Genomic DNA, 25,988 nt, shown 5'->3' with positions numbered 1-25,988 from the left:
TACGTTTTCAATATTATGGAACGCGTGGTCGACATAGAGACGGATGGGCTTTTTCTTGCCGCGCATCGTGGTTTTCTGACCGTCAGTTCCGCCGGCGAAGAAAAGGGGCGAATTCCACTTGATGACGTCGGTGCGCTTATCATTCATGCGCATGGCACAAGCTGGTCCAATACGGTACTTGTGCGTCTGAGCGAGCGCGCCGTGCCGGTTGTCATTTGCGGCGCCAATCACGCGCCGGTCGCCTGCGTCTGGCCTCTGGAGGGGCACTATCAGCAGGGCGCCCGCATGCGGGCGCAGGTCGGCGCGTCGAAACCTCTGACCAAGCAGATCTGGCGCCAGATCGTGGCGGCCAAAATTCGTATGCAGGGATACGTGCTGTCATGGGCAGGGAAAGAGGCGGGAGCCTTCGACCTGCTCGCGCGCAAGGTGCGTTCGGGTGACCCGGACAATATCGAGGCACAGGCCGCGAGACGCTACTGGAAAGCGCTGCTCGGTTCGGATTTTTCACGCGACCGCACGGCCGATGGCGCCAACGCGCTTTTGAACTACGGCTACACGGTGCTGCGCGCCGTTATCTCGCGAGCAATCTGTGCCGCCGGCCTGCACCCCACGATAGGTGTTTTCCATGCCAATCGAGCGAATGCCTTCGCGCTTTCCGACGATCTGATGGAGCCTTACCGGCCGCTTGTCGACCGGATCGTGTTCGAGCTCGTATCGAGCGGACATGTCGAACTGACAAGCGATGCCAAGCGCCGGCTGGCCTCCATCGCGACCCTCGACCTCGACAATGGCGACGGCACGGTCTCGCCGCTTTCCCTCCAGGCCCAGCGTTTTGTGCATTCGGTTGCCGTCAGCTTCGAAACCGGACGGGTGGAGATCGCCTTGCCGGGCAAACCGGCGCCGCAGGGGGTGCGCGAACTCATGGACGATCCATGACGGTGCGGGAGGAAAGGGCCAATGTCGGCCCGTCACATCTCAGCGGATACAGACTGATGTGGATGCTTGTGACCTTCGATCTGCCGGTCGAAACCAAAATCCAGCGGGCGGCCGCGACCAAATTCCGGCTATTCCTGCTTGATTGCGGCTTCGAGATGAGTCAGCTTTCGAACTATCTGCGGTTCTGCAGCGGCAAGGAGCAATTCGAAACCTATGTGCGCAGGATCGAGAGCAATCTTCCGGCCTGGGGCGATGTCTATATTTTCCAGTTTACCGACCGGCAGTACGAAAACATCGTCCGTTTCTCCGATCAGCGCCGGCGACGGCGGCAGAAAAATCCGGAACAGATGGCGCTTTTCTAGCGGAAACACGCAATTCGCCAGCACCGCCACCGCCGATTTTCCCTTTGCTTTCAGGAAGATCGGCGGACAGCGAGCTTAGCAGTTCAGAAAACGCGGTCCAGCGGCAACAAGGGCGCCTTCACAAATCACATGTTGGCTAGCTTAGCAGTTCAGAAAACGCGGTCCAGCGGCAACTCGCCACCTGTGCATCCGTGATATGGCGCAGAGCTTAGCAGTTCAGAAAACGCGGTCCAGCGGCAACTGCTTCCGGCATATAGAGGCCCTTGGCGCTAGCTTAGCAGTTCAGAAAACGCGGTCCAGCGGCAACCCAGAGTGGGCCACTCCGCTATTCAAGGAAAGCTTAGCAGTTCAGAAAACGCGGTCCAGCGGCAACTGGAGCACCACAGGTTCCATACCGGTAGCTAGCTTAGCAGTTCAGAAAACGCGGTCCAGCGGCAACGACACTTTGGACATAAACAAGGCCATTGGAGCTTAGCAGTTCAGAAAACGCGGTCCAGCGGCAACAACTGGCGCAAGGCGCAACTCTCATCCCTCAGCTTAGCAGTTCAGAAAACGCGGTCCAGCGGCAACCCGCCGCCGCTTCGAGCGTGCGCTGCGTGTAGCTTAGCAGTTCAGAAAACGCGGTCCAGCGGCAACTGTACCGTTTGTGAAGGCGAAGCCGGCTGCAGCTTAGCAGTTCAGAAAACGCGGTCCAGCGGCAACAAGTGAACGTGTCGGCCGCCTGCGACAGGAAGCTTAGCAGTTCAGAAAACGCGGTCCAGCGGCAACGTCGGCGCTGAACGGAACCGGTTGGTCATCAGCTTAGCAGTTCAGAAAACGCGGTCCAGCGGCAACACAAAAAGCCAGCCGTAGTTTGCTTTGTCGAGCTTAGCAGTTCAGAAAACGCGGTCCAGCGGCAACCAGAGCCATACCATCTACCTGAACAGCACCAGCTTAGCAGTTCAGAAAACGCGGTCCAGCGGCAACAACCTTTTCCTTGATCAGCTTGTGAGTGTCAGCTTAGCAGTTCAGAAAACGCGGTCCAGCGGCAACACGATGCTGTGTTGGAGCACCATATGGCTGAGCTTAGCAGTTCAGAAAACGCGGTCCAGCGGCAACTTTCTCGAAATAGTCGAGGGCTACTTTTCGAGCTTAGCAGTTCAGAAAACGCGGTCCAGCGGCAACTTTGTCGTCTTCGGTGAGCGTTGCCTTCTGAGCTTAGCAGTTCAGAAAACGCGGTCCAGCGGCAACGCGTAATTGACGCTTAATAGTCGTAAGATCAGCTTAGCAGTTCAGAAAACGCGGTCCAGCGGCAACCCGCTAAGTCGGCTTCCAACTCATCAATCCAGCTTAGCAGTTCAGAAAACGCGGTCCAGCGGCAACAAGGGCGGCCATCAGGTTGATAGGCCATTTTAGCTTAGCAGTTCAGAAAACGCGGTCCAGCGGCAACTGCCCCCTGCTCTTTGGCCCAGGCCTCAAAGCTTAGCAGTTCAGAAAACGCGGTCCAGCGGCAACTGGTCGCGAAGCCAGCCAACGGCCTCCTTGAGCTTAGCAGTTCAGAAAACGCGGTCCAGCGGCAACGGATGAACGAACCATTCGGCCCAAGCGTGCAGCTTAGCAGTTCAGAAAACGCGGTCCAGCGGCAACTCGCATTCTGTAATCGGCAGACGCAGCTTAGCAGTTCAGAAAACGCGGTCCAGCGGCAACAGGAATGGCAGGCGAGGTTAGGCACGTCGGAGCTTAGCAGTTCAGAAAACGCGGTCCAGCGGCAACCAACGAGACAGGAAGGCGTTACTCCTCGTTAGCTTAGCAGTTCAGAAAACGCGGTCCAGCGGCAACTAGATGGCGATCTGTTTGAATTCAGCCCGGAGCTTAGCAGTTCAGAAAACGCGGTCCAGCGGCAACCTATTCCGAGGGCGCACCGCAAGCCAGGACTAGCTTAGCAGTTCAGAAAACGCGGTCCAGCGGCAACGGTGTAGGCTATCCAACGCCGGGTAGGAGGAGCTTAGCAGTTCAGAAAACGCGGTCCAGCGGCAACCGGATGCGCCGCAAAAAGCTCAACTTTGCGAGCTTAGCAGTTCAGAAAACGCGGTCCAGCGGCAACCGGGTGTCACTTGATGTGCATTGTTTTAGAGCTTAGCAGTTCAGAAAACGCGGTCCAGCGGCAACTCCTGACGACATAGCCCCATGCAAACATGCAGCTTAGCAGTTCAGAAAACGCGGTCCAGCGGCAACAAAATAGGACAGTGTGTCGGTAAAGGAAGAAGCTTAGCAGTTCAGAAAACGCGGTCCAGCGGCAACCGCGAGAAGAACCCGCAAGCAGCCTGGGCTAGCTTAGCAGTTCAGAAAACGCGGTCCAGCGGCAACTCGATCGGCCATTCACCAAGGCCAATCTCAAGCTTAGCAGTTCAGAAAACGCGGTCCAGCGGCAACGCGAAGGACACGCGCACGCCAGCGCAGCGCAGCTTAGCAGTTCAGAAAACGCGGTCCAGCGGCAACACCATGAGCCGCCGTCTGTCTTGAGGCCGCAGCTTAGCAGTTCAGAAAACGCGGTCCAGCGGCAACCACCTCACCTCAATCGCCCCGACCGGAACCAGCTTAGCAGTTCAGAAAACGCGGTCCAGCGGCAACCAGATGGCTGATTTTAGCATTCCTTTCGCCCAGCTTAGCAGTTCAGAAAACGCGGTCCAGCGGCAACATGATCTGGATCGATGGTCAAGGTGCCAAAAGCTTAGCAGTTCAGAAAACGCGGTCCAGCGGCAACTGGGCCGAACAATGATGCAGATGAGCCGAAAGCTTAGCAGTTCAGAAAACGCGGTCCAGCGGCAACAATCCGGTGAATCGGGTCGCGGGCGCGCGGAGCTTAGCAGTTCAGAAAACGCGGTCCAGCGGCAACGACCATGGGAACCTTCCCACCGAGCCTTATAGCTTAGCAGTTCAGAAAGCGCGGTCCAGCGGCAACCGGATCACATCGACTTCATCGGCCGTGAACAGCTTAGCAGTTCAGAAAGCGCGGTCCAGCGGCAACGAAAAGTACCTGGCCCATGTCGCTGTACAGAGCTTAGCAGTTCAGAAAGCGCGGTCCAGCGGCAACAATGGACGTGTGGTTTCTCCACGTTCTTAGAGCTTAGCAGTTCAGAAAGCGCGGTCCAGCGGCAACGCGTCGTCGCCAGCATGTGCAGCCCGTAGAGCTTAGCAGTTCAGAAAGCGCGGTCCAGCGGCAACCGAACGCACCAGTGACGCCCCTGCCGTCCGCAGCTTAGCAGTTCAGAAAGCGCGGTCCAGCGGCAACTCTACCGCTCTGATTAATGTTGCTCGTGAGAGCTTAGCAGTTCAGAAAGCGCGGTCCAGCGGCAACGCCAAGGGCCGCCAATTGCGCGTCGAGGCCAGCTTAGCAGTTCAGAAAACGCGGTCCAGCGGCAACAACCTGCTCAATTGAGCAAATCGGAGAGTAAGCTTAGCAGTTCAGAAAACGCGGTCCAGCGGCAACCCGCCCGACTGAATGTAATCAAGCCCTTGGAGCTTAGCAGTTCAGAAAACGCGGTCCAGCGGCAACCGTTCGGGCAAGAAGGCGACTGCCGGGTGGAAAAGAAAGATGGGCAGGAAGGCGAGGATGAACGGGTCCGCGCCTTCCCTGTGAGTGGACTTGCTATTCCATCTCGATTTCGGGGTTGGTTGCCATCAGGTCTTCCCGCGTCATGCGCGAAAACATTGCAGGATACATGTAGCCGTAGCCTTCGGCGGCATATTTGGCCACGTCGATCACGGCGGCGGGCACCACGGTCATCATGTCGTAAAACTCTTCCGGGGCGTAGCCGCGGCTCTTTGCGGCGTTGCGGCAGATATGGATCTCGACGCCCTGGTCGGCGAGTTCCTTGAAGGCTTCATAGGCTTGCGGGAATGCCGCCCTGTTCTTGCGCGCGAAGGCATGCAATTCGTTGCCATGTGCGACGATGACGATGCGCGAGCCGTCAAAATCGCCGAACTCCTTGAGCGCCTTGATGTGGTTCTTGACGAAGCCGAGCGCGCTCAGCCCGTCCTTCGGCTCCCCGAAATTGAAATCGTAAAGGAATTTCTGGGCTCCATACTGCACCGGCTCGAATTTCGAGGGATCCTCCGGTCCGGCCTGGGCGACCGTGGCCATGGCCACGAGGCAGATGGATGCGGCAAGCGTTCTGAATTTCATTCTTTTACTCTCTCCCGGAAACGACATGTCTATACGCGCGCTGGTCGGCGCGGCGGCAACCTAGCGTATCAGCGGCGAGGTTTGAATGGCCGTTGGCGAAAAGATCATGCGTAAATTCAACAAGTTGGAGCACGATCGCCTGCATTGACCATTTTCCGAGGACGATGTTCAGCTTGGCAGGGGCTCAGTCGCAAGTCGTATGCAGGCTGCCGACCCGGCTGGCGACGACCCGCTCGATTGCCGACAGACCGTCCTGGATCAGTGCGGCCAGGATGCCGACAATCAGGCCGCCTTGCATGCGCGAGTTTGGCCAAACATCTGCCGATTGCAATTTTCGGGTGTACACTCGCGCTCGCTGCGGACAGGATGGAGCGGAGTATCATGGATGTCAGGATCAAGCGTATCTACGATTCCAGGTCGGATGCCGATGGCATGCGCATTCTCATCGACCGTTTGTGGCCGCGCGGCCTCAAGAAGGAAGATGCGGGAATCGATCTGTGGCTGAAGGAGATCGCGCCGAGCGACGATCTGCGCCGCTGGTTCCACCACGAGGCCGGAAAATGGGCGGAATTCCGTGAGCGTTATGAAAAGGAACTGCGCGAAAACGAGGCGGCCGTGAAAACATTGGAGGATCGTATTGGACGCGCCACGGCAACCCTGCTTTACGGAGCCAAGGACACCGAGCACAATCAGGCAATCGTGTTGCGCGACTTCCTGATGAAGCGTCGGCATTGACGGGGCGTTTCCAAGCGGCAAATGGACATTTCGTCGATTTGGAAATACCTGCCTCATTCGGATACAACGTTTCCGGCGCTCGGCCAGTAAGGATTCAGCAATGACCGTCAATGTCGCTCCCGTCGGGCTTGCCCGCGACCTCGCCGAGCGGGAAAAATCGGGCCGTCCAATCCGCATCGGGCTCATCGGGGCAGGCGAAATGGGCACCGATATCGTTACCGGCGTCGCGCATATGCCCGGCGTGGAGGTCGGAGCGATTTCGGAGCTGAATATCGAGGCTGCCAGCAAGGCCGTCGAGATCGCCTACCGGGAGCCCGGCCACGCGCGCGAAGTGTCGAACGCCTCTGCCATGACAGAAGCCATGGAGGCGGGCAGGATCGCGGTTACCGGCGATGCCGATCTGATTATCGGCAGCGACCTGATCGACGTGGTCGTGGACGCCACCGGCGTTCCGGCGGTTGGCGCCGAGATCGGTTTGCGCGCCATGGAACATGGCAAGCACCTGGTGATGATGAATGTCGAGGCGGATGTAACCATAGGCGCCTATCTCAAGACCGAGGCCGAAAGGCTGGGCGTCATCTATTCGCTGGGTGCCGGCGACGAGCCGTCGTCTTGCATGGAGCTGATCGAATTCGTCTCGGCAATGGGTCATACGGTCGTCGCGGCCGGCAAGGGCAAGAACAATCCGCTCAATATCGATGCCGTTCCGGACGACTATGCCGAGGAGGCGGCCCGCCGCAACATGAATGTCCGGATGCTGGTCGAGTTCGTCGACGGCTCCAAGACCATGGTGGAGATGGCGGCGATTGCCAACGCCACCGGGCTGGTGCCGGACAGGCCGGGCATGCATGGCCCGTCCGCGGCGCTTGACGAGCTTTCCAGCGTGCTCATTCCGCAGAAGGATGGCGGCGTGCTCTCGCGGGTCGGCGTCGTCGACTACACGATCGGCAAGGGCGTTGCGCCGGGCGTATTCGTCATCGCCGACATGTCTCATCCGCGCATTTCGGAGCGGATGGAGGACCTGAAGCTGGGCAAGGGTCCTTATTTCACCTTCCATCGCCCCTATCACCTGACCTCACTCGAAGTGCCGCTGACCTGCGCGCGGGTCGTGCTTTACGGCAAGGCCGATATGGTGCCGCTGGCAAAACCCGTGGCCGAAGTTTGCGCCGTGGCCAAGAAGGACATGCAGCCGGGCGAAAAGCTCGATGCGATCGGCCAATATTGTTACCGCGCCTGGATCATGACGGCGGCTGAAGCCCGCGCCGCGAAAGCCATTCCCTGCGGCCTGCTGCAGGACGGTTCGGTCATCCGGGCAATCGCCAAGGGCGAACTCATTACCTATGCCAATGCGGCGCCGGCGGCGGGTTCGAAGATTGCCGAAATGCGGGCGCGTCAGGACAAGCTGGTTTACGGCTCCTAGATGCGGCAATTTCTGACGGGCGGCGGCACGACAAGCCGGGCTTGACGCGCTATCAATGGGAAATGGGCCAGATTCTTTCGACGGACATCGCCATCATCGGCGCAGGAATTGCCGGCGCCGGAATGGCGGCCGCCATCGGGGCCGGGCGCGACGCGATCCTGGTCGAGCAGGAGGAGCGGCCGGGCTATCATTCGACGGGGCGTTCGGCGGCGATCTTCATCCAGAACTACGGCAATGATGTCATCCGGGCTTTGAGCCGGGCCAGCGCACCCTTGTTTACTCACGCGGACCCGGAACTGTTTCCGACGCCGCTTCTGTCGCCGCGCGGCATTCTGTTCGTAACCAACGAGAACGGCCTGAAGGATCACCGTGAACTGCTCTGTGCCGCCCAGGGCCTCGAGGAAATCGCGCCCGATGTGGCCAAGCGCATGGTTCCTCTGCTCAGGCGCGACTGGATCGCGGCCAGCGCCTTCGAGCCGGGCGCCCGCGACATCGACGTGGCGGCACTTCACCAGGGCTGGCTGAAGCGGGCGAAAGCGTCCGGTGTCCGCATCCTTTCCAGCGCGCCGCTCATTCGCGGCGAGCGCGCCAATGGCCGCTGGCGGATCGACACGGCGGCCGGACGGATCGAGGCGAATATCGTGGTGAATGCCGCCGGCGCCTGGGCCGATCGTGTTGCCGCCGCCTGCAGCGTCAGGCAGGTCGGGCTCACACCGATGCGCCGCTCCATCGCCGTTCTGCCTTGCCCGTCGGGTTTCGATTGCGCGCGGTGGCCATTCGTGGCCGAGACCGCCGACACCTGGTATTTCAAGCCGGAGCCGGGCCGGCTGCTGGTCTCGCCCGCCGACGAGGATCCGGTCGAGCCGCATGACGCTTTCATCGACGACATGGTGATGGCCGAAGGTCTGGATCGCTACGAACAGGCGGTGACCGTGCCCGTTACTCATGTCGAGCGCAGTTGGGCGGGACTACGCACCTTCGCGCCGGATCGGACCCCGGTGGTCGGGTTCGATTCGCAAGCGGAAGGCTTTTTCTGGCTGGCAGGGCAGGGCGGCTACGGTATCCAGACCGCGCCCGCACTTTCGTCGCTTGCCGCGACTCTGGTCAACGGCCAGGCGGCACCGTTCGAATTGCAGGATGCTGCTGCGGCAATGTCGCCGGCGCGCCTGCAAGCCTGATAAAACACCTGTACGCAGGCTGCGCGTCTCAGCTTCGCTGACAAGGTGGTTTCGAATATAGCTGGAGAATAAGTCAAGGACATTTTCCTGATTATTTATTGCGATGATAGTTTTATTCGGCAGCTTGATTGAGCGAAATAATCAGGATGAAAAAAGTATAGTTTAGGAAATGCAAAAAATATAATAGGATGCGCTTCGACAATTTAATATGAGATTCATTTCATATTGCACGGTTGTCCTTCCCCTGACTAGCATTTGAGAGCGTCGGAAGTCTGAGCCCCTGCGGCCCGGACATGCGGTGCACATCAAAGTACCTGGGAGGGAATGTTGTGAGGCAACCGATAGCTTGGGATGGCGACTACGCGCGCAGCGTGCTTGCCGAGCACAAGGGCCGACCCGGCGCGATGCTGCCGATGCTTCATGCCCTGCAGGAAGCATTCGGCTATATCGATCCGCAAGCTGTTCCGCTCATTGCCGATGCGCTGAACGTGTCGAAGGCCGAGGTGCACGGCGTCGTCACGTTCTACCATGATTTTCGTACCGCCCCGCCACCGCGTCATGTGCTGAAGATCTGCCGTGCCGAGGCTTGTCAGGCTTCCGGCGGCGACGGGCTGGCCGACCATGCCTGCCGGAAGCTTGGCGTGAAGTTTGGTGAGCAGACATCTGATGGTCGCGTCAGTCTCGAGGCGGTCTACTGCCTGGGGCTCTGCTCGGCCGCTCCCTCGGCGATGTATGACGGCCGGCTGGTCGGCCGTCTCGATCGCGCCAAGGTGGATGCACTGGTTGCGGAGGCAGAGCTATGAGCTTTCGCGTTTACATCCCCAAGGATTCCGTAGCCGTCGCCCTCGGCTCGGACCGGATCGCAGCCGCCTTCATCGAAGTCGCCGATAAAGCCGGAACGGATCTTGAAATCGTTCGCACCGGATCGCGCGGTATGCACTGGCTGGAGCCGCTGGTCGAATTCGAGACGGCCGACGGCCGCATCGGCTTTGGCCCGGTCGATCTCGCCGATGTTGAAAGCGTGTTCACCGCCGCCGCTACCGGCGCCGCCCATCCGCTCGGCATCGGCAATCCGGAAGAGCATCCCTTCATGAAGGGCCAGACGCGCCTGACTTTCGAGCGATGCGGCATCATCGATCCGGCATCGCTTGAGGACTACCGGACCCATGGCGGCTATCGCGGGCTTGAGGCTGCGCTTGCGGCCGGGCCTCAGGCAATCATTGCGACCGTAACCCAGTCCGGCCTGCGCGGCCGCGGCGGCGCCGGTTTCCCGACGGGCATCAAGTGGGACACGGTCGCGAAGGCTGCGGCGGATCAGAAATACATCGTCTGCAATGCCGACGAGGGCGACAGCGGCACCTTCGCCGACCGCATGGTGATGGAAGGCGACCCTTTGCTGCTGATCGAGGGCATGACCATCGCCGGCATCGCTGTCGGCGCCACCCAGGGCTATATCTACGTCCGCTCCGAATATCCTCTGGCCATCGAGGCGCTTAACGTCGCCATCGCAGCCGCACGCCGGGGCGGATTGCTTGGAAAACGGGTCGCCGGGTCGCAATACGACTTCAACCTTGAGGTTCGCGTCGGTGCGGGTGCCTATGTCTGCGGCGAGGAGACCGCCCTTCTGGACAGTCTCGAAGGCAAGCGCGGCACGGTGCGGGCCAAGCCGCCGCTGCCTGCCCACAAGGGTCTGTTCGGCAAGCCGACGGTCATCAACAACGTTCTGTCACTTGCCGCCGTACCGACCATTCTCGACAAGGGCGCGGAGTTCTACCGCGACTTCGGCATGGGCCGCTCGCGCGGCACGATGCCGATCCAGCTTGCCGGCAACGTCAAACATGGCGGCCTGTACGAAGTCGCCTTCGGCATTACGCTCGGCGAGCTGGTCAATGGAGTGGGTGGCGGAACGGCGTGCGGAAGGCCGGTGCGCGCGGTGCAGGTTGGCGGGCCCCTCGGAGCCTATTTCCCCCCATCCCTGTTCGATACGCCGTTCGACTACGAGGCCTTCGCCGCCAAGGACGGCCTGATCGGCCATGGCGGCATCGTCGTGTTTGACGACACGGTCGACATGGTGAAGCAGGCGCGCTTCGCCATGGAGTTCTGCGCGGTCGAATCCTGCGGCAAGTGCACGCCCTGCCGCATCGGTTCGACGCGCGGCGTGGAGACGCTGGACAAGATCATGATGAATATCGAGCCCGAGAAGAACCTCGCGCTCGTCACTGACCTTTGCAACACGATGAAGTTCGGATCGCTTTGCGCACTGGGCGGCTTCACACCCTATCCGGTGCTGAGCGCCATCACCCACTTCCCGGAAGATTTCAAGCCGCGCCCTGTCGCGGAAGCAGCCGAATAGGAGCGCCGCCATGGGTCTCATTCACGAAATCGACTACGGCACTCCGGCCTCGAAATCGGAAAAGCAGGTGACGTTGAACATTGACGGATTCGACGTCACCGTTCCGGAAGGCACGTCGATCATGCGCGCCTCCATGGATGCCGGCATTGCCATTCCCAAGCTGTGCGCGACCGATATGGTCGACGCCTACGGTTCCTGCCGGCTTTGCCTCGTCGAAATCGAGGGGCGGGCCGGCATGCCGGCCTCCTGCACGACGCCGGCCATGGATGGCATGGTGGTCAAGACGCAGACCCAGCGCCTGCGTGACATTCGTCGCGGCGTGATGGAGCTCTACATTTCCGACCATCCGCTCGACTGTCTCACCTGCGCGGCCAATGGCGATTGCGAGTTGCAGACGCAGGCCGGCGTGGTGGGCCTGCGCGACGTTCGCTACGGCTATGAGGGCGGCAATCACGTCTTCGCCAAGCAGAACGGCGAAGAGAATTTCCGCTGGATGCCGAAGGACGAGTCCAATCCCTACTTCACCTATGACCCGTCGAAATGCATCGTCTGCTCGCGCTGCGTGCGCGCCTGCGAGGAAGTGCAGGGCACGTTTGCGCTGACCATAGGCGGCCGTGGTTTCGAAAGCCGTGTGTCGCCGGGCATGCAGCAGCCCTTCCTCGAGTCCGAATGCGTGTCTTGCGGTGCTTGCGTGCAGGCTTGCCCGACGGCAACGCTGACCGAAAAGACCGTCATCGAGATCGGCCAGCCCGAGCATTCGGTGGTGACCACCTGCGCCTATTGCGGCGTCGGGTGCTCGTTCAAGGCGGAAATGCGGGGTGACCAGCTCGTGCGCATGGTGCCCTATAAGGACGGCAAGGCCAATCACGGCCATTCCTGTGTGAAGGGCCGTTTCGCCTGGGGCTACGCCACCCACAAGGACCGCATCCTCAATCCCATGATCCGCGAGAAGATCACCGACCCATGGCGTGAGGTGACCTGGGAGGAGGCCTTCGCTCATGTGGCGAACGAATTCCGCCGTATCCAGTACCAGTACGGCAGGGGTGCGATCGGCGGCATCACCTCGTCGCGCTGCACGAATGAGGAGACCTATATTGTCCAGAAGCTGATCCGCCAGGGTTTCGGCAACAACAATGTCGACACCTGCGCGCGCGTCTGCCATTCGCCTACTGGCTACGGGCTTGGCCAGACGTTCGGCACTTCGGCAGGCACCCAGGATTTCGACTCTATCGAGCATACCGACGTGGTGATGGTGATCGGCGCCAACCCCACCGACGGACATCCGGTCTTCGGCTCGCGCATGAAGAAGCGGCTCCGGGAAGGCGCCAAGCTGATCGTGATCGATCCGCGCCGCATCGATATCGTCCGTTCGCCGCATGTCGAGGCGGCGCACCATCTGCCGTTAAGGCCCGGCACCAATGTGGCCGTGGTCACCTCGCTGGCGCATGTCATCGTCACCGAAGGACTGTTCGACGAGGCCTTCATTCGTGAACGCTGCGACTGGTCCGAATTCGAGGACTACGCCGAGTTCGTCGCCGACAAGCGCCACAGCCCCGAGGAAGTGGCGAAGCTTTCGGGCGTGCCTGCGGAAATTATCCGGCAGGCGGCTCGCCTCTATGCCACCGGCGGCAATGGCGCGATTTATTACGGCCTCGGCGTTACCGAGCACAGCCAGGGCTCGACCACGGTGATGGCGATCGCCAACCTTGCCATGCTGACCGGCAATATCGGTCGACCGGGCGTGGGCGTGAACCCGCTGCGCGGCCAGAACAATGTGCAGGGCTCCTGCGACATGGGCTCCTTTCCGCATGAATTGCCGGGCTATCGCCATGTCTCGGGCGATGCGGTTCGTGACATCTATGAGAGCCTTTGGGGTGTGAAGCTCGACGACGAGCCGGGCCTGCGCATCCCCAATATGCTCGACGCCGCTGTCGAGGGTTGGTTCAAGGGCATTTACATCCAGGGCGAGGACATTTTGCAGTCCGACCCCGACACCAAGCATGTATCGGCCGGCCTCGCGGCGATGGAGTGCGTCGTCGTTCACGACCTCTTTCTCAATGAAACCGCGAACTACGCGCATGTCTTCCTGCCCGGCTCGACCTTCCTCGAGAAGGACGGCACCTTCACCAATGCCGAGCGGCGCATCAACCGCGTACGCAAGGTGATGGCGCCGAAAAATGGTTATGCCGATTGGGAGGTCACGCAGAAGCTCGCCCAGGCCATGGGCCTGTCGTGGGATTATAAGCATCCCTCTGAGATCATGGACGAGATTGCGCGGACGACGCCGAGCTTCAGCAACGTTTCCTACGACTATCTGGAAAAGATGGGCTCGGTGCAGTGGCCCTGTAACGAAAAGGCGCCGGAAGGCACGCCGGTGATGCATATTGACGGCTTCGTGCGCGGCAAGGGCAAGTTCATCCGCACCGAATATGTCGCGACCGACGAGAAGACCGGCCCGCGCTTTCCGCTGCTGCTGACGACCGGGCGCATCCTGTCGCAATACAATGTCGGCGCGCAGACGCGGCGCACCGACAATGTGGTCTGGCACAAGGAAGATCTCCTGGAAATACATCCGCACGACGCCGAGCAGCGTGGCATCCGCGACGGCTCGTGGGTGAGGCTTGCAAGCCGCGCCGGCGAGACGACGCTGCGGGCGCATGTAACCGACCGGGTGGCGGCCGGCGTCGTCTACACGACGTTCCACCACCCCGACACGCAGGCCAACGTCGTCACCACCGACTACACCGACTGGGCCACGAACTGCCCGGAATTCAAGTGCACCGCGGTTCAGGTCGCGCCCTCCAACGGCCCTTCGGATTGGCAGGAGGAATATTCCGACTTCGCGCGCAGGAGCCGGAGAATCGTTCCGGCCGAAGCCGCGGAGTAGCCCGCCATGGAAGCGTTCAGTTGCGTCGATCGCGCCGTGTGGCGCGGCGACGGGCTCGTTCGCGGAGAGCGCAGCATTCCCGAGGAGGTGGCGGTCGCCTTCTCCTACAACGGTTCCTCGCACGCCGTGATGATGGCGACGCCGCAGGATCTGGCCGACTTCGCCGCCGGATTCAGCCTGACCGAAGGCGTGATCGGCTCTGTCGCGGAGATCGAAAGTCTCGACATCGTCGAGGCGGAAGCCGGCATCGACCTGCGGATGTGGCTCACCGCGTCTCGGCGGGCCGTGTTGCAGGAACGGCGACGGTTCCTTGCCGGCCCGACCGGATGCGGGTTGTGCGGCATCGAATCCCTCGAGGAGGCCATGCGCGTGCAGGCGCCGGTGCTCGACGACGTCGTCTTCTCGCCGCACGAAATCATGTCGGCGCTCGACGCGCTGACCAGCCGGCAACCGCTCCACAAACGCACCAGCGCCGTCCATGCCGCCGCATTCTGGACGCGCGACGAGGGCCTACTCGCCTTGCGCGAAGATGTCGGCCGGCACAATGCGCTCGATAAGCTCACTGGCGCATTGGCGCATATGGGCCGAACCGGCCGCGGGGGGCTCGGAATCATGACCAGCCGCCTGTCGGTCGAACTGGTGCAGAAGGCGGCAGCGGCGGGGATACCGGTGCTGGTCGCCGTCTCAGCCCCGACGGCACTGGCCCTGCGGACGGCGCAAGCGGCAGGCATCACGATCGTCGCCGTGGCGCGCCGCGATGGCTTTGAAGTGTTCACCCACCCCCGCCGTATCGCTCAAAAAGGATTCAACGGTCATGTCGCCTAACAAACTCGTCTATATGGCCAACCAGATCAGCACGTTCTTCGCAACGCAGAGCCGGAGCGTGGCGCCGCAGGCGGTCGCCGATCATCTGAAGAAATTCTGGGAGCCGCGAATGCGCGAGCAGATTTGCGCGCATTGGAAAGAGGGCGGCGAAGGGCTGGACCCGATCGCCAGTGAAGCGATTGGTCTTCTTGCCCGCAAATAGCTGCATTTGAGTGCATTAAATCCGGCTTTTGCCATTCGAGCGTAAATTTGGTAGATGCCCGCAGCAAACGCCTCCCCGTTGGCGGGGCGGTGGACGTGCATCCTGCTGCGATCGGCATCGCTTCCTGATCCTGCTGGCGCTATCAATATTTGCACCGTGATCCGGGGGTAATGGCTGCGATGGTCCGCATAAACATCGAGGCGACGTGGCACTTCACCAACGAGACGTCTCCCCATTCGATGCGGGTGCTGCTTGGCTTCCTGCGCGAGATCAAGACCTCTGGTACCTTGGCGACGGCCGCCGAACACACCGGTATGTCTTACCGCCATGCGTGGAACCTGGTTGACCAGTGGTCGGCGTTTTTCGGCGAACCGCTGGTGGAAAGGCACCGCGGCAAGGGTTCGCATTTGACGCCGCTCGGCAGCAAGCTTGTCTGGGCCGAGCAGCATCTGAAGGCTCGGCTTGGGCCGCAACTTCACAATATCGCACAGGAACTGGAGATGGAGCTTGCCAGTCTCCTTCCAGATGTGCCGCCGCGCGTAAGGATACATGCAAGCCACGGCTTTGCGATATCCAAGCTCAGCGAGTTTCTCGCCCGCAATCCTGATTCCGGCATCGATCTGCGCTACATGACCAATCAGGCCTCGCTCGATTCGCTGCGGGCGCAGGAATGCGAACTTGCGGCAATTCACTTGCCGCACGGCGACCTGCGCAAGCGCGCCGTGGCGGCGTTGAAAAAATGGCTAGATCCGAGCATTTATTGCGTCATCGGCTTCGTCACGCGCGAGATGGGTCTTTTCGTCAGGCGCGGCAATCCGCTCAATATTTCAGGTCTCGGCGCGCTACGCGATCCCAAGATCAGCTTCGTCAACCGTGACGTCGGTTCAGGCTCGCGCGCACTGTTCGAGCAACTCTTGGCACAACACAAGATCGACAGCGGTGAAATCACCGGCTACCAGAACGTCGAACTCACGCATGCAGCGGTAGCAGCCCATGTCGCGAGGGGCATGGCCGACACCGGCTTCGGCGTCGAGGCCGCCGCGGTCGAGTTCGATCTGGATTTCGTGCATGTCATCACGGAAGACTATTTCTTCATCTGCCGCAGCAATGTGCTGAACACCAAAGCGGTCGAGCGGCTCAGGGAGATCATCAGCGGAACCGACTATCGTCGGGCTGTGAACTCGCTGCCAGGATATGCGGTATCGGACGCCGGCAGTGTCAAAACGGTGCGGAAGTTCTTTAAAGAGAATTCGTAGTTGGAAAATAGAGTTGCCAGTGCAAGTGTTTGCGTAACTTCATTCTGACGCATCGAGCGAATTCGCCTATCCTCTCCAGCCCAGGGACAACAGATTTGTCGACGATCGCGCCGGTGCCGCCGCTGGAGAATTGTGAGAAGCGTTCCGGCAACGATTGCCGGGAGGGACGCGGGCTTCTTTCCGTGGACGAGGCCCGCCGGCTGATCCTCTCCAGCGTCTCACCCCTTCAGGAATGTGAAGATGTCCCATTGCGCGAAGCGGTGGGCCGCGTTGCCGCCGCCGACATACAATCCAGCCTTGCACTTCCGTCTTTCGACAATGCGGCGATGGATGGCTTTTGCATTCACCTGGATGATCTTGGCAGTATCCCGCCAATCGGATTGCGGCTGCAAGGCGAAGCCAGGGCCGGCGACGAGCAGCGCCTGATGCTGCGGCGCGGGCACACGATCCGTATTACCACCGGAGCCCCAATTCCCGATGGCGTTGCGGCAATCGTGCCGCATGAACGGGCACGGATGGTGGAAGGCCGCGTCGAGATCGCCGCAAGAATTGAAGCGGGACGAAACATCCGCCGGCGCGCGGAGGATGTGGTACCGGGGGCGACGATCGTCGAAGGCGGAGCCCGGCTGAACGCTTGCCATCTCGCCATTCTCGCGGCGGCGGGAAAATCGCATGTACGCGTGCGTAGGGCTCCGCGCGTCGGCATATTGTCGACCGGAAACGAACTGGTTCCGCCGGGGACGCTGCCGGAAGGCGGCCGGATCGTCGATACCAATCGTTTCATCCTTTCCTCAATGCTGCGCTCGGCGGGTGCGACCGTGGAGGATCTCGGGATCGCCGCCGACGATGTCGATCTTCTTGCCGGAGTGCTCGGAGCCAATCGCCACCTCGATGTCCTCGTCACCTCGGGCGGCGTGGCCGGAAGCGTGGCAGACCGGGTTCCGGCGGCGATTGCCGCGCTGAAAGGCGAGACGACGGTTCTTTCCCTGGCTCTTCGGCCCGGCAAGCCGATCGGGTTCGGCTCCCTTGGAAAATGCAAGCTTTTGAATTTGCCAGGCAATCCGATGGCAACACTGGTCACGGCATTTCTCTTCCTCGGCCCATTGGTAAGAGCCTTGGCGGGACAAGACGAACGCCGGCGGCCTGGCGTCGCCAGGACCGCGCACGAATTCACTCACATCGAAGGCAGGCAGGAATTTGTTCCGGTCCGGATTGTCGACACCGGACCGGACGGCATTCCGCGTGCCGAGAAGCTCGGAAAGGGAGGTTCGGCGCGTCTGCTGCCGCTGGCGCAAGCCGACGGGCTGGCTGAGCTGCCCGCCTCGACTGGTGCCATACCGGCCGGGCAGCTGATGGTTTTTCACAGCTTCGTGGAGATGGGCCTGCTCCCGGCCTGATGCTCCCAGCCGCTCCGCGGAGCAATCCGACCGGCTTTGTTAGTTTTCCTATACTCCGACGAAGCCAAACTAAAAGACTTCAGCGTTGACCTGAGGCCTGGTTGATCTTCTAATTGTTGCGAATAACGCAACAGCGAGGAGATATAATCATGTTGGACACGAAGAAGGTCAGAGGCGGAAATGGTCTTGCGCCTATTGACGCTGAGGTCGACGAAATACTTGATGATGTTTTCAACATTACCAAGGAAGCGACCGAGTCTTTCTTCAATGCCTACAATGCGAACCCAAACCCACGTATCCTGGCGACGTGGCTTGAGACGCGCGCCTGGCGCGAGATCGACTATGTCTTTCTGCTGAACGAGCAAATCCGTCGCTACGGCCTGCGGTTTCGGCGCGACCACATCACCCTTTTGGCGAAGCAGTCGTTCCAGGAGGCTGAGCATTACGAGGAAGTCGGCAAGGCGGTTGAATCCCTTGGCGGCACGGTTCCGACATCGGTGCCGACGGCTGCGGTTCCCTGGAGCAACTTCCTTTGGGAGTGCATGGACCGGCACCATCTCGCCGCGATCGCAGCCTGGTATGTGTCCGAAACATCGGCTTCCGGCAGTTTCGAGCCGACCTTCAAGGGCGCGGAGCGCCAGGGCCACATGGATGTCGTGAGGATCTACAAGCAGATCGAAATCGACGAGAAATTCCACACCGGACTGGGTCGCCAGGTCCTCTCGACCTATGCCGAGACCGACCAGGATCGCGAAGAGATCCTGCGGGCGATGAGAGGCATGCGAGACATCGCGTGGAAATCGTTCACGCCGGAGGTTGTCGCTGCAACGATGCGGGCAGCCTGACCGCTGAAGTGTAGCACCAAAAGCGTGGACTGCCCCGGACCCTAGCCGGGGCAGTCGTCAACTCCCGGAACCTGGAAGGCTGACCCCATGAATCCGCGTCCTGAAAACATATTCGAAGGCCTGAGCGACCAGTTGTCGCTGAAGATCGAGGCAATGGAGGTAGAGGCGGAGGGCGTCGTATCGTTGGTGCTGACCGATGGTTTCGGCGGCACCCTGCCGTCCTGGGAGCCCGGCGCGCATATCGATCTGATCCTGTCGTCGGACCTGACCCGGCAATATTCGCTTTGTGGCGACCCTTCCGAGCGCGACCGGTGGCGGGTCGGCGTGCTGCTGGCACCCGATAGCCGCGGCGGCTCCCAATTCGTCCACGATCGGCTCCGCGCCGGCGATATCGTGCAGGTGGCTGGGCCGCGAAACAATTTTCGCCTGGTCGAGGCCGATCATTATCTGTTCATCGCCGGCGGTATCGGCATAACCCCGATCCTGCCGATGATCCGGGAAGTGGCGGCCAAGGGGAAGCGCTGGACCTTGCTTTACGGTGGCCGCACTGAAAGCTCGATGGCTTTCGTCAAGGAAATCGGTGAGTTCTCCGGCGGCGATGTCCATCTCGTGCCGCAGGACAAATACGGCCTGCTCGACCTCAAGCGCTTTCTGGCCGATCCCGTGCCGGGTCAGGTCGTTTACTGCTGCGGTCCGGGGCCGTTGATCGACGCGGTCGAGACCCACTGCTTCGGCTGGCCCGCCGGCATGCTTCATCGCGAGCGGTTTGCGCCGCGCCAACGGCCGGAAATCGTCGATGACGGCGAGTTCGAGGTGGAACTGGCAAACTCCGGTCGCAGGCTCAGCGTACCGGCCGGCAAAAGCCTGCTCAAGGTTCTCGAAGAAGCCGGCTGCAAGATTTCCAATTCCTGCCGCGCCGGAATCTGCGGGACTTGTCTGGTGAAGGTGCTGGACGGCGTACCGGAGCACAACGACGATCTTCTGGACGACGAACAGCGTGAGTCCGGCGCCGTCATTCTGCCTTGTGTTTCGCGATCGAGGACGAAAACCCTGGTTCTCGATCTCTAGGGCATCGGACCGAAAAGTGGAATCCGGTTTTCGGATCGATCCGATGCTTAGTCAAAAGAGTTAGAGCGTCCTTGTACGTCCGTCTTGACGCGGCGCTGTAATACCAGACCGGATTGAACGACAAAAATGGAGTGAGATCCCGGCCCGGAAAAAGGCCGGAATGCATGGGCCCGATATTTCCAATTATTCGAACTGGGAGGTAGAATAAGATGAGGAAGCGTAATTCAATACTCAGATCTGCATTGATATCCGGCGCGCTGATGTTCGGCGCTACGGTTCCGTCGCATGCCGAGGACATCAATATCGGCGTGAACATGCCGCTGACCGGCGCGTTCGCCGCATCGGGCGATTATGTCACCAACGGTGCGAAGATCGCAGTTGAGGAAATCAACGCCAAAGGCGGTGTCCTCGGCAAGAAGCTCAACCTCGTCATAGAGGACAACAAGAGCAACCCGACCGAGGCCGCGGCCGTCACCGAGAAGCTCATCGTCAGGGACAAGGTGCCGGTTCTGCTGGGTGCCTGGGGCTCGAGCCTGACGCTCGCCACGATGCCCAAGCTCATGCAGTATCAGGTGCCGATGGTGGTGGAGACTTCCGGCGCCAACAAGATCACCGAAAGCGGCAATCCCTATGTGTTTCGGATCGCGGCCACGCAGAACATCGAGGCCAAGGGATTTGAGGAGAAACTTGGGCTTTTCAACATCAAGAAGGTCGACTTCCTGGTGATCAACAACGACTGGGGCCGCAGCACCGTCACCGAGTTCACCAAGATGCTCGAGAGCAAGTCGATCCAGGTCGGCTATGTCGAGATGATGGACCAGGCGACGCAGGATGTGAGTTCGCAGCTTTCCAAGCTCAAGTCCTCGGACTCAGACACCATCATCGTCACGACGGCGGTGGAGCAGTTGACGCTGGTTCTGAAGCAGGCGCAGGCGCTTGGCATCGACAAGCAGATCATCACCACCGGCGGGTCGCAAAATCCCGACCAGCTGATCGAACAGGCCGGCAGCGCGGCTGAAAACACCACGCACCTGGTTTTCTTCGCCCCGTGGGAACCGGAGAATACGGCTTATCCCGAGAAAACCAGGGCTTTCATCGAAACCTGGAAAGCCAAGGGCTACAATTTCGCCGGGCTGACCGAAAGTTTCCGCGGCTATGACGGCATTCAGGTCATCGCCGCCGCGATCGAAAAGGCTGGCGCGACCGATCCGGTTTCCATCCAGAAAGCCCTTTGGGAAACCAAGGTCGACGTGCTGAATGGTGCCGTATCCTTTGCCAAGGTCGGTCAGTCGGGCGCCGAAAGCGCGCAAAGCACGCCGAACATCTATTTCGGCAAGGTGGAAAACGGCAAGGTCCACGTACTGCAATAACCACTCGGCAGCCTCACGGCGCCAGTGTGTTCCTCTCCTGCTTTCGTGCCAAACCCACGATCCAGCGATGGAATTCACTGGCGCCCGTCTTGTCGAAGACCGTCCTGTTCCAGGCAAGGATATAGGGCGAGGGCAGCATGAGGACCTGCTCGAAAGGCGCGATCAGTCGGCCGGTTCTCAATTCTTCAGCCACCATGGCCTTTTGCGCGAGCGCAATGCCGCGCCCCTCTATGGCTGCTTCGATCGCCAGGCTCGACAGCGAAAGCATGAAGAAATCGCGGATTTCGCTGCCATCCAGTCCAACGAGGCGGAACCAGTCCTGCCAGGTCGGCGCCGGCGACAGGAACGGTCGCCAGTCGATGGTAAGAAGGCGGTGCGCGAGCAGGTCAGCAGGCTTTTCGAGCGGCTGGGAAGCAGCGAGTTCGGGACTGCACACCGGAACAAGGCCATCGTTGAAGAGCGGAACGAAACTCTCGAACAGATGCGCCTTGTCGGCGTAGGTGATGCGGAAATCGAACGGCTTGCCGTCGAGCACCGGTTCGATTGCCGTGCCTTCCAGATGGAAGCAGACATTCGGATGGGTTTTCTGCCAGGTGAACATGTTGGGTGAAAGCCAGCGACTGGCGATCAACGGCAGGGCGCTGATAATCAGCGCGCTTGAGCGGTGAAATTCGACGATGTCGCTGCTGGCCTTGTGGAAATCCGCGAACGCCTTCGCTACTGCCTGGTGATAGGCGAGCCCCACTTCGGTCAACGCAAGCCCATTGCCTTTGCGGGCGACGAGATGTAGGCCCATCGCCTCTTCGAGGATCTTGATCTGCTGGCTGATCGCCCCCGGTGAGACCTTTAGCTCCTGGGCAGCTTTGGTCATGCTCCCGAAGCGTCCGACAGCTTCGAAAACTTGCAGCGCGCGAAGGGGCGGCAGTTCAACCATCCTGACCTCTTGGTTCGTTACTATGACCTGGTTCTGCCGTTGCCGGCTCGGTGCAAGCTCAACCGTATCCGCTGCGAAAACAAGAGGGAAGGAATTTGGAGAATGTGCCGCCGCTCCCGAAGACGGCCACATTCATCGGTAAGCGATGAATGCCGAAGACGCGAGCCGGAGCCCGCATCGTTCTCCAATTACGGTGCATGGCGCAAAAAACTGGGCTTGCGCTCTTGTTGTTCCTGTCTTATTATGGTCCTAATGATAATATGACCTTAACGTGCATTGGCCTTGGGCGATCTTCGGAACGCGTAGGAGGAGGTGTGCGCCGTCGCCGTGAAGCGGGTTGGAGCATGCTTTGTCGGCGAGGAGGCGTCTTGCCATCGGTCAGGCTGGAGGAGCAAGGAATGGTTGATTTTCGATAGGAATCGCGCCGGTGCCGGCGCGGCATGAACCGGCGCTCGGTTCTGCGGTGATCTAGCGGGTCGAGCGCCCGACATATTCACATCGGCAGAAATTCCTGCGGCAACGCGGAGAGACATTGTTGCGGCGCCCCGCTGTGGAGGTGCGATGCTATCCGCTTGTCCGCAAACAGCGTGTTCTTCGGAAAATTGGTGAGGAACAGTCTTGGATCAGTTACTTCAACATCTCGTCAACACGCTCATCATGGGCGGCACTTACGCTTTGCTTGGCATCGGCCTCACTCTGATCTTCGGGATCATGAGGATCGTCAATTTCACGCATGGCGAGCTTTATGCTTTCGGTGCCTACATGATGTATTTCTTTGCCGTCATTCTCGGCATGGATTTCTTCGTCTCGATCGCGTTCGCGATCGTCGCCGGCATGGTGCTGGGGGCGGCGATCGAATTCACGCTGTTGAGAAACAAGCGCGGCGCCGACATCGATACCACGATGCTTCTGATGATCGGCGCCTGGATCGTCATGCAGAATGTCGAGCATCTGACCTGGGGCGGTATCGCCAAGTCGGTGCCATCGCCGCTGCCGACCGAGCCGCTGGTGATCGGGCCGATCTCGATTTCCTGGCTGCGGGCCATGGTTCTGCTGATCGCGCTTCTTCTGATTGCCGGCACCTATCTTGTGATCAACCGCACCAAGCTCGGCAAGGCGATGCGCGCGACGTTCCAGGATAGCGGCACCGCCGCTTTGATGGGCGTCAATATCAGTGCCATCTACACCATGACCTTCGCTCTCGGTTCGGCGCTCGCGGCGGCTGCCGGCGCGCTGCTCGGGCCGGTCTTCGTCATTGCGCCGACCATGGGCGACCTCGCCTCCCTCAAGGCCTTCGCCATCGTCATTCTCGGCGGCCTGGGCAACATCACGGGCGCTGCTCTCGGTGGGTTCATCCTGGCCTTTGCCGAAGAAATCGGCGCCGGCTACATCTCGTCCGGCTACCGTGACGCGATGGGCTTCCTGATCATCATCATCGTTCTGATCTTCAAGCCTACGGGGCTGTTCGCACGCACGGAGCGCATCGGATGAAACGCTTTCTTCCCTATATTGCCGTCGCGTTCTTCGCTTCGGTTCCGCTGTGGCTCCAGGACCAGTACTTCCTGCACACATTGGTGGTTTCCGGCATCTTCATGCTGGCAGCCATGAGCCTGAACCTCCTGCTCGGCTATACCGGCCAGCTCAGCCTCGGCCATGTCGCCTTTTTCGGCATCGGCGCCTATGTCAGCGCGCTGACGTCGCTTGGCTTCAGCGTCTCGATCTTCGGTTATCAGATTACCCATGAGCCCTGGCCGCCGGTTGTCGGCGTCATACTCGGGACGCTGGTTGCCGGCCTTTGCGGCTATCTGATCGGTAAGCTCGCCTTTCGTGTGCGCGGCGCCTACTTCGTCATCGTCACGATCAGCTTCGCCGAGGTCGTGCGCCTGGTCGCGCTGAACTGGGTGGAACTCACCAATGGCCCGCTGGCCTTGCCAGGCATTCCGCCGCTGACGCTCGGCTTCGAATGGACCGGCTATGCCACGCTCTGGGGCAAGGCGCAGAACTACTATGTGGTGCTCGTCGCCATCATCGTCGCCTATGTGATTATCAAGCGGCTGGTCTACTCGCCCTTCGGCCGCGCCATGATCGCACTGCGCGAGAATGAAACCCTCGCAATGTCGGTCGGCATCAGCGTCACCAAATACCTGGTTCTGGCGGCAATCTTCGCCGGCGCAATGGCGGGTGCTGCGGGCGGCCTCTATGCCCACTACATCCAGATCATCGATCCTATGATCTTCATGTTCCTGAACACCGTCACCATGGTCATCATGGTGATCACCGGCGGCAAGGGCACCCTGGCCGGTCCGGTGGTCGGCGGCATCATCTTCGGCCTCGCGCCGGTGGTGCTGCGCTCCTATGTCGGTCCCGAACTGCAGTGGATCCTCTACGGCCTGCTGATGATCCTTATCGTCTACGTCCTGCCCGACGGCATCGTACCGGCCATCGAACGCTGGTTCGGCCGCCCGTCGAATTCAGCGAGCGACGGACGCTCCCTGACCCTCGAGACCAGCAAGGCGCCGCAATGATGAACGCACAGACAACTCCCCGTCAGCCGATCCTGGCCATCGAGCATGTCGCGGTCCATTTCGGCGGCCTGATCGCCATCTCCGACATGAATTTCCATGTCGGCGAGGGCGAACTGGTCAGCCTGATCGGCCCGAATGGTGCCGGCAAGACCACCGCCTTCAACGTCATCACCGGCTTCCTCAAGCCCACCAAGGGCAGGGTCACTTTCCGCGGCACGTCGCTCAACGGCCTCAAGCCGCACGAAGTGACGTCGCTGGGCTTGGTGCGGACGTTCCAGCGCACCAGCGTGTTCGACAAGATCACCGTCTTCGAGAACGTGCTGATCGGCCTGCATCGCCGCACGGCCGCCAGCCTCTTCGGCACGCTTCTGTCGCTGCCGAAGGAGCGCAAGGCCGAAGCGGCGCTGCGCGAAGAGGCATGGGAAATTCTGCGCCTGGTCGGCATCGATCATCAGGCCGACGAGCCCGGCGGCAGCTTGCCTTACGGCGACCAGCGCCTGCTTGGCGTGGCGCTCGCGCTTGCCGCCAATCCCTCCGCTCTGCTGCTGGACGAACCGGTTTCCGGCATGAATGCCTCGGAAACGGGACGCTTCATCAACCTGCTCAACAAGCTGCGCGCCAAGGGCAAGACCATTCTCCTGGTCGAGCATGACATGCCGATGGTGATGGGCGTATCCGACCGTATCGTGGTTCTCAACTACGGCCGCATCATCGCCGACGGCACGCCAACCGAAATCCAGAACGACCCCGAAGTCATCCAGGCCTATCTGGGTCAGGGAGTTAAGCATGCTTGAGATCAGGAACCTGGTTTGCCGCTACGGCAAAGTCACCGCGCTCAAGGGCATTTCGCTGAAAGTGCCGGAAAAGCAGCTTGTCGTGCTGGTCGGCGCCAATGGCGCGGGCAAGAGCACGACGCTGCGCGCCATCTCCGGCTTGGTGCCGGCGGCAAGCGGAAGCATATTCTTCTGCGGTCAGGACATCACCGGCATGTCCGCCAGTCGCATTCTCTCGCTCGGCATCGCGCATTGCCCGGAAGGCCGGCGGGTGTTCCCACACATGTCGGTGCAAGAAAATCTTGAGATGGGCTGCTATCTGCGCTCCGACAGCAAAGGCATCAACGCCGATCTGGATCGCATCTTCGGTCTGTTTCCACGGCTTGCGGAGCGCCGCAAGCAGGTTGCGGGCACATTGTCCGGCGGCGAGCAGCAGATGCTGGCGATCGGGCGCGCGATGATGTCGCGGCCGAAGCTGATCATGTTCGATGAACCATCGCTCGGCCTGGCTCCGAACATCGTCGAACAGACCTTCGAGATCATCCGCGGCATCCGCGAGTCGGGCACGACCGTCCTGATGGTGGAGCAAAATGCCTATGCCGCCCTCGACATGTGCAACTACGCCTATCTTCTTGAAGCCGGATCGATGGTGCTGGAAGGCCCTGGCGAAAAGCTGATCAATGATCCGCATGTCCGCGAAGCCTATCTCGGCGCCGGACTTGCCCATGCCTGATTGTTCGATGCGAGCGCGCTCTTC

General features: G+C 60.6%; 21 protein-coding genes and 1 CRISPR repeat array. Of the genes, 19 read left to right on the top strand and 2 right to left on the bottom strand.

What is annotated here, in order from left to right; all coding sequences use genetic code 11:
* Positions 1–15: 15 nt before the first annotated feature.
* Both cas1 and cas2 read left to right on the top strand, forming a co-directional pair.
* Entirely contained in the window at positions 16–936 is a 921-nt protein-coding gene (gene cas1, locus ACLKMW_RS06510) for a type II CRISPR-associated endonuclease Cas1 (RefSeq protein WP_415723577.1), read from the top strand.
* On the top strand, positions 933–1,298 hold the full coding sequence (gene cas2, locus ACLKMW_RS06505) for a CRISPR-associated endonuclease Cas2 (protein WP_415723576.1): 366 nt from the start codon (positions 933–935) through the stop codon (positions 1,296–1,298). The genes cas1 and cas2 overlap by 4 nt, the downstream gene beginning before the upstream one ends.
* Before the next feature lie 72 nt (positions 1,299–1,370).
* A CRISPR array of direct repeats spans positions 1,371–4,833; the repeat unit is 36 nt; unit sequence AGCTTAGCAGTTCAGAAAACGCGGTCCAGCGGCAAC.
* 93 nt (positions 4,834–4,926) lie between these two features.
* On the opposite strand, the gene ACLKMW_RS06500 is transcribed toward cas2, so the two are convergent.
* Positions 4,927–5,463 carry a DsrE family protein gene (locus ACLKMW_RS06500; RefSeq protein ID WP_415723575.1) on the bottom strand — a complete coding sequence of 179 codons (537 nt, stop codon included), beginning with the start codon at positions 5,461–5,463 and terminating at the stop codon, positions 4,927–4,929.
* Positions 5,464–5,844: 381 nt separating this feature from the next.
* Between ACLKMW_RS06500 and ACLKMW_RS06495 the strand changes: the two genes are divergently transcribed.
* The 13 genes from ACLKMW_RS06495 to ACLKMW_RS06435 all read left to right on the top strand — a co-directional run bounded on the left by ACLKMW_RS06495 (position 5,845) and on the right by ACLKMW_RS06435 (position 20,999).
* Positions 5,845–6,198, top strand: coding sequence for a DUF488 domain-containing protein (locus ACLKMW_RS06495; protein WP_415723574.1), 354 nt, complete (start codon positions 5,845–5,847; stop codon positions 6,196–6,198).
* A 100-nt stretch (positions 6,199–6,298) separates the two neighbouring features.
* Positions 6,299–7,618 carry an NAD(P)H-dependent oxidoreductase gene (locus ACLKMW_RS06490; RefSeq protein ID WP_415723573.1) on the top strand — a complete coding sequence of 440 codons (1,320 nt, stop codon included), beginning with the start codon at positions 6,299–6,301 and terminating at the stop codon, positions 7,616–7,618.
* A gap of 41 nt (positions 7,619–7,659) precedes the next feature.
* Positions 7,660–8,796 carry an NAD(P)/FAD-dependent oxidoreductase gene (locus ACLKMW_RS06485; protein WP_415723572.1) on the top strand — a complete coding sequence of 379 codons (1,137 nt, stop codon included), beginning with the start codon at positions 7,660–7,662 and terminating at the stop codon, positions 8,794–8,796.
* 329 nt (positions 8,797–9,125) lie between these two features.
* Positions 9,126–9,599 (top strand): formate dehydrogenase subunit gamma, encoded by a 474-nt coding sequence (locus tag ACLKMW_RS06480; RefSeq protein ID WP_415723571.1) that lies wholly within the window; start codon positions 9,126–9,128, stop codon positions 9,597–9,599.
* Positions 9,596–11,149: a formate dehydrogenase beta subunit gene (locus ACLKMW_RS06475; RefSeq protein WP_415723570.1), complete on the top strand. Its 1,554-nt coding sequence runs from the start codon at positions 9,596–9,598 to the stop codon at positions 11,147–11,149. The genes ACLKMW_RS06480 and ACLKMW_RS06475 overlap by 4 nt, the downstream gene beginning before the upstream one ends.
* Before the next feature lie 10 nt (positions 11,150–11,159).
* Positions 11,160–14,036 carry a formate dehydrogenase subunit alpha gene (fdhF, locus tag ACLKMW_RS06470; RefSeq protein ID WP_415723569.1) on the top strand — a complete coding sequence of 959 codons (2,877 nt, stop codon included), beginning with the start codon at positions 11,160–11,162 and terminating at the stop codon, positions 14,034–14,036.
* A 6-nt stretch (positions 14,037–14,042) separates the two neighbouring features.
* Positions 14,043–14,861 (top strand): formate dehydrogenase accessory sulfurtransferase FdhD, encoded by an 819-nt coding sequence (gene fdhD / locus ACLKMW_RS06465; RefSeq protein ID WP_415723568.1) that lies wholly within the window; start codon positions 14,043–14,045, stop codon positions 14,859–14,861.
* Entirely contained in the window at positions 14,851–15,063 is a 213-nt protein-coding gene (locus tag ACLKMW_RS06460) for a formate dehydrogenase subunit delta (protein WP_415723567.1), read from the top strand. Before fdhD ends, ACLKMW_RS06460 begins: the two co-directional genes overlap by 11 nt.
* 179 nt (positions 15,064–15,242) lie before the next feature.
* The gene (locus ACLKMW_RS06455) at positions 15,243–16,319 is read left to right on the top strand and encodes a substrate-binding domain-containing protein (RefSeq protein WP_415723621.1); all 1,077 of its coding nucleotides are present in this window, start codon (positions 15,243–15,245) and stop codon (positions 16,317–16,319) included.
* A gap of 95 nt (positions 16,320–16,414) precedes the next feature.
* On the top strand, positions 16,415–17,716 hold the full coding sequence (locus ACLKMW_RS06450) for a molybdopterin molybdotransferase MoeA (protein WP_415723566.1): 1,302 nt from the start codon (positions 16,415–16,417) through the stop codon (positions 17,714–17,716).
* A gap of 149 nt (positions 17,717–17,865) precedes the next feature.
* Entirely contained in the window at positions 17,866–18,561 is a 696-nt protein-coding gene (locus ACLKMW_RS06445; protein WP_415723565.1) for a hypothetical protein, read from the top strand.
* Between the two features lie 87 nt (positions 18,562–18,648).
* Complete coding sequence (locus tag ACLKMW_RS06440) at positions 18,649–19,629, top strand: PDR/VanB family oxidoreductase (RefSeq protein ID WP_415723564.1); 981 nt, start codon at positions 18,649–18,651, stop codon at positions 19,627–19,629.
* Between the two features lie 209 nt (positions 19,630–19,838).
* Entirely contained in the window at positions 19,839–20,999 is a 1,161-nt protein-coding gene (locus tag ACLKMW_RS06435) for an ABC transporter substrate-binding protein (protein ID WP_415723563.1), read from the top strand.
* Between the two features lie 13 nt (positions 21,000–21,012).
* Here ACLKMW_RS06435 and ACLKMW_RS06430 read toward each other — a convergent pair whose 3' ends face one another.
* A complete protein-coding gene (locus ACLKMW_RS06430; protein ID WP_415723562.1) occupies positions 21,013–21,933 on the bottom strand; it encodes a LysR substrate-binding domain-containing protein in 921 nt (306 codons plus the stop codon).
* A gap of 618 nt (positions 21,934–22,551) precedes the next feature.
* Here ACLKMW_RS06430 and ACLKMW_RS06425 point away from each other — a divergent pair.
* The 4 genes from ACLKMW_RS06425 to ACLKMW_RS06410 are packed head-to-tail and all read left to right on the top strand — an operon-like array spanning position 22,552 to position 25,964.
* Positions 22,552–23,424, top strand: a complete 873-nt coding sequence (locus tag ACLKMW_RS06425) for a branched-chain amino acid ABC transporter permease (protein ID WP_415723561.1) — start codon at positions 22,552–22,554, stop codon at positions 23,422–23,424.
* Positions 23,421–24,458, top strand: a complete 1,038-nt coding sequence (locus ACLKMW_RS06420) for a branched-chain amino acid ABC transporter permease (RefSeq protein ID WP_415723560.1) — start codon at positions 23,421–23,423, stop codon at positions 24,456–24,458. The genes ACLKMW_RS06425 and ACLKMW_RS06420 overlap by 4 nt, the downstream gene beginning before the upstream one ends.
* On the top strand, positions 24,458–25,252 hold the full coding sequence (locus ACLKMW_RS06415; RefSeq protein ID WP_415723620.1) for an ABC transporter ATP-binding protein: 795 nt from the start codon (positions 24,458–24,460) through the stop codon (positions 25,250–25,252). The genes ACLKMW_RS06420 and ACLKMW_RS06415 overlap by 1 nt, the downstream gene beginning before the upstream one ends.
* The gene (locus tag ACLKMW_RS06410; protein ID WP_415723559.1) at positions 25,245–25,964 is read left to right on the top strand and encodes an ABC transporter ATP-binding protein; all 720 of its coding nucleotides are present in this window, start codon (positions 25,245–25,247) and stop codon (positions 25,962–25,964) included. Before ACLKMW_RS06415 ends, ACLKMW_RS06410 begins: the two co-directional genes overlap by 8 nt.
* Positions 25,965–25,988: the final 24 nt, after the last annotated feature.

The organism is Borborobacter xinjiangensis (assembly GCF_047739745.1).
In the GTDB taxonomy this organism is placed as follows: domain Bacteria; phylum Pseudomonadota; class Alphaproteobacteria; order Rhizobiales; family Rhizobiaceae; genus Pseudaminobacter.
The sequence above is the reverse complement of the archived record's forward strand: the minus strand, read 5'-3'. Positions and strand labels throughout refer to the sequence as shown.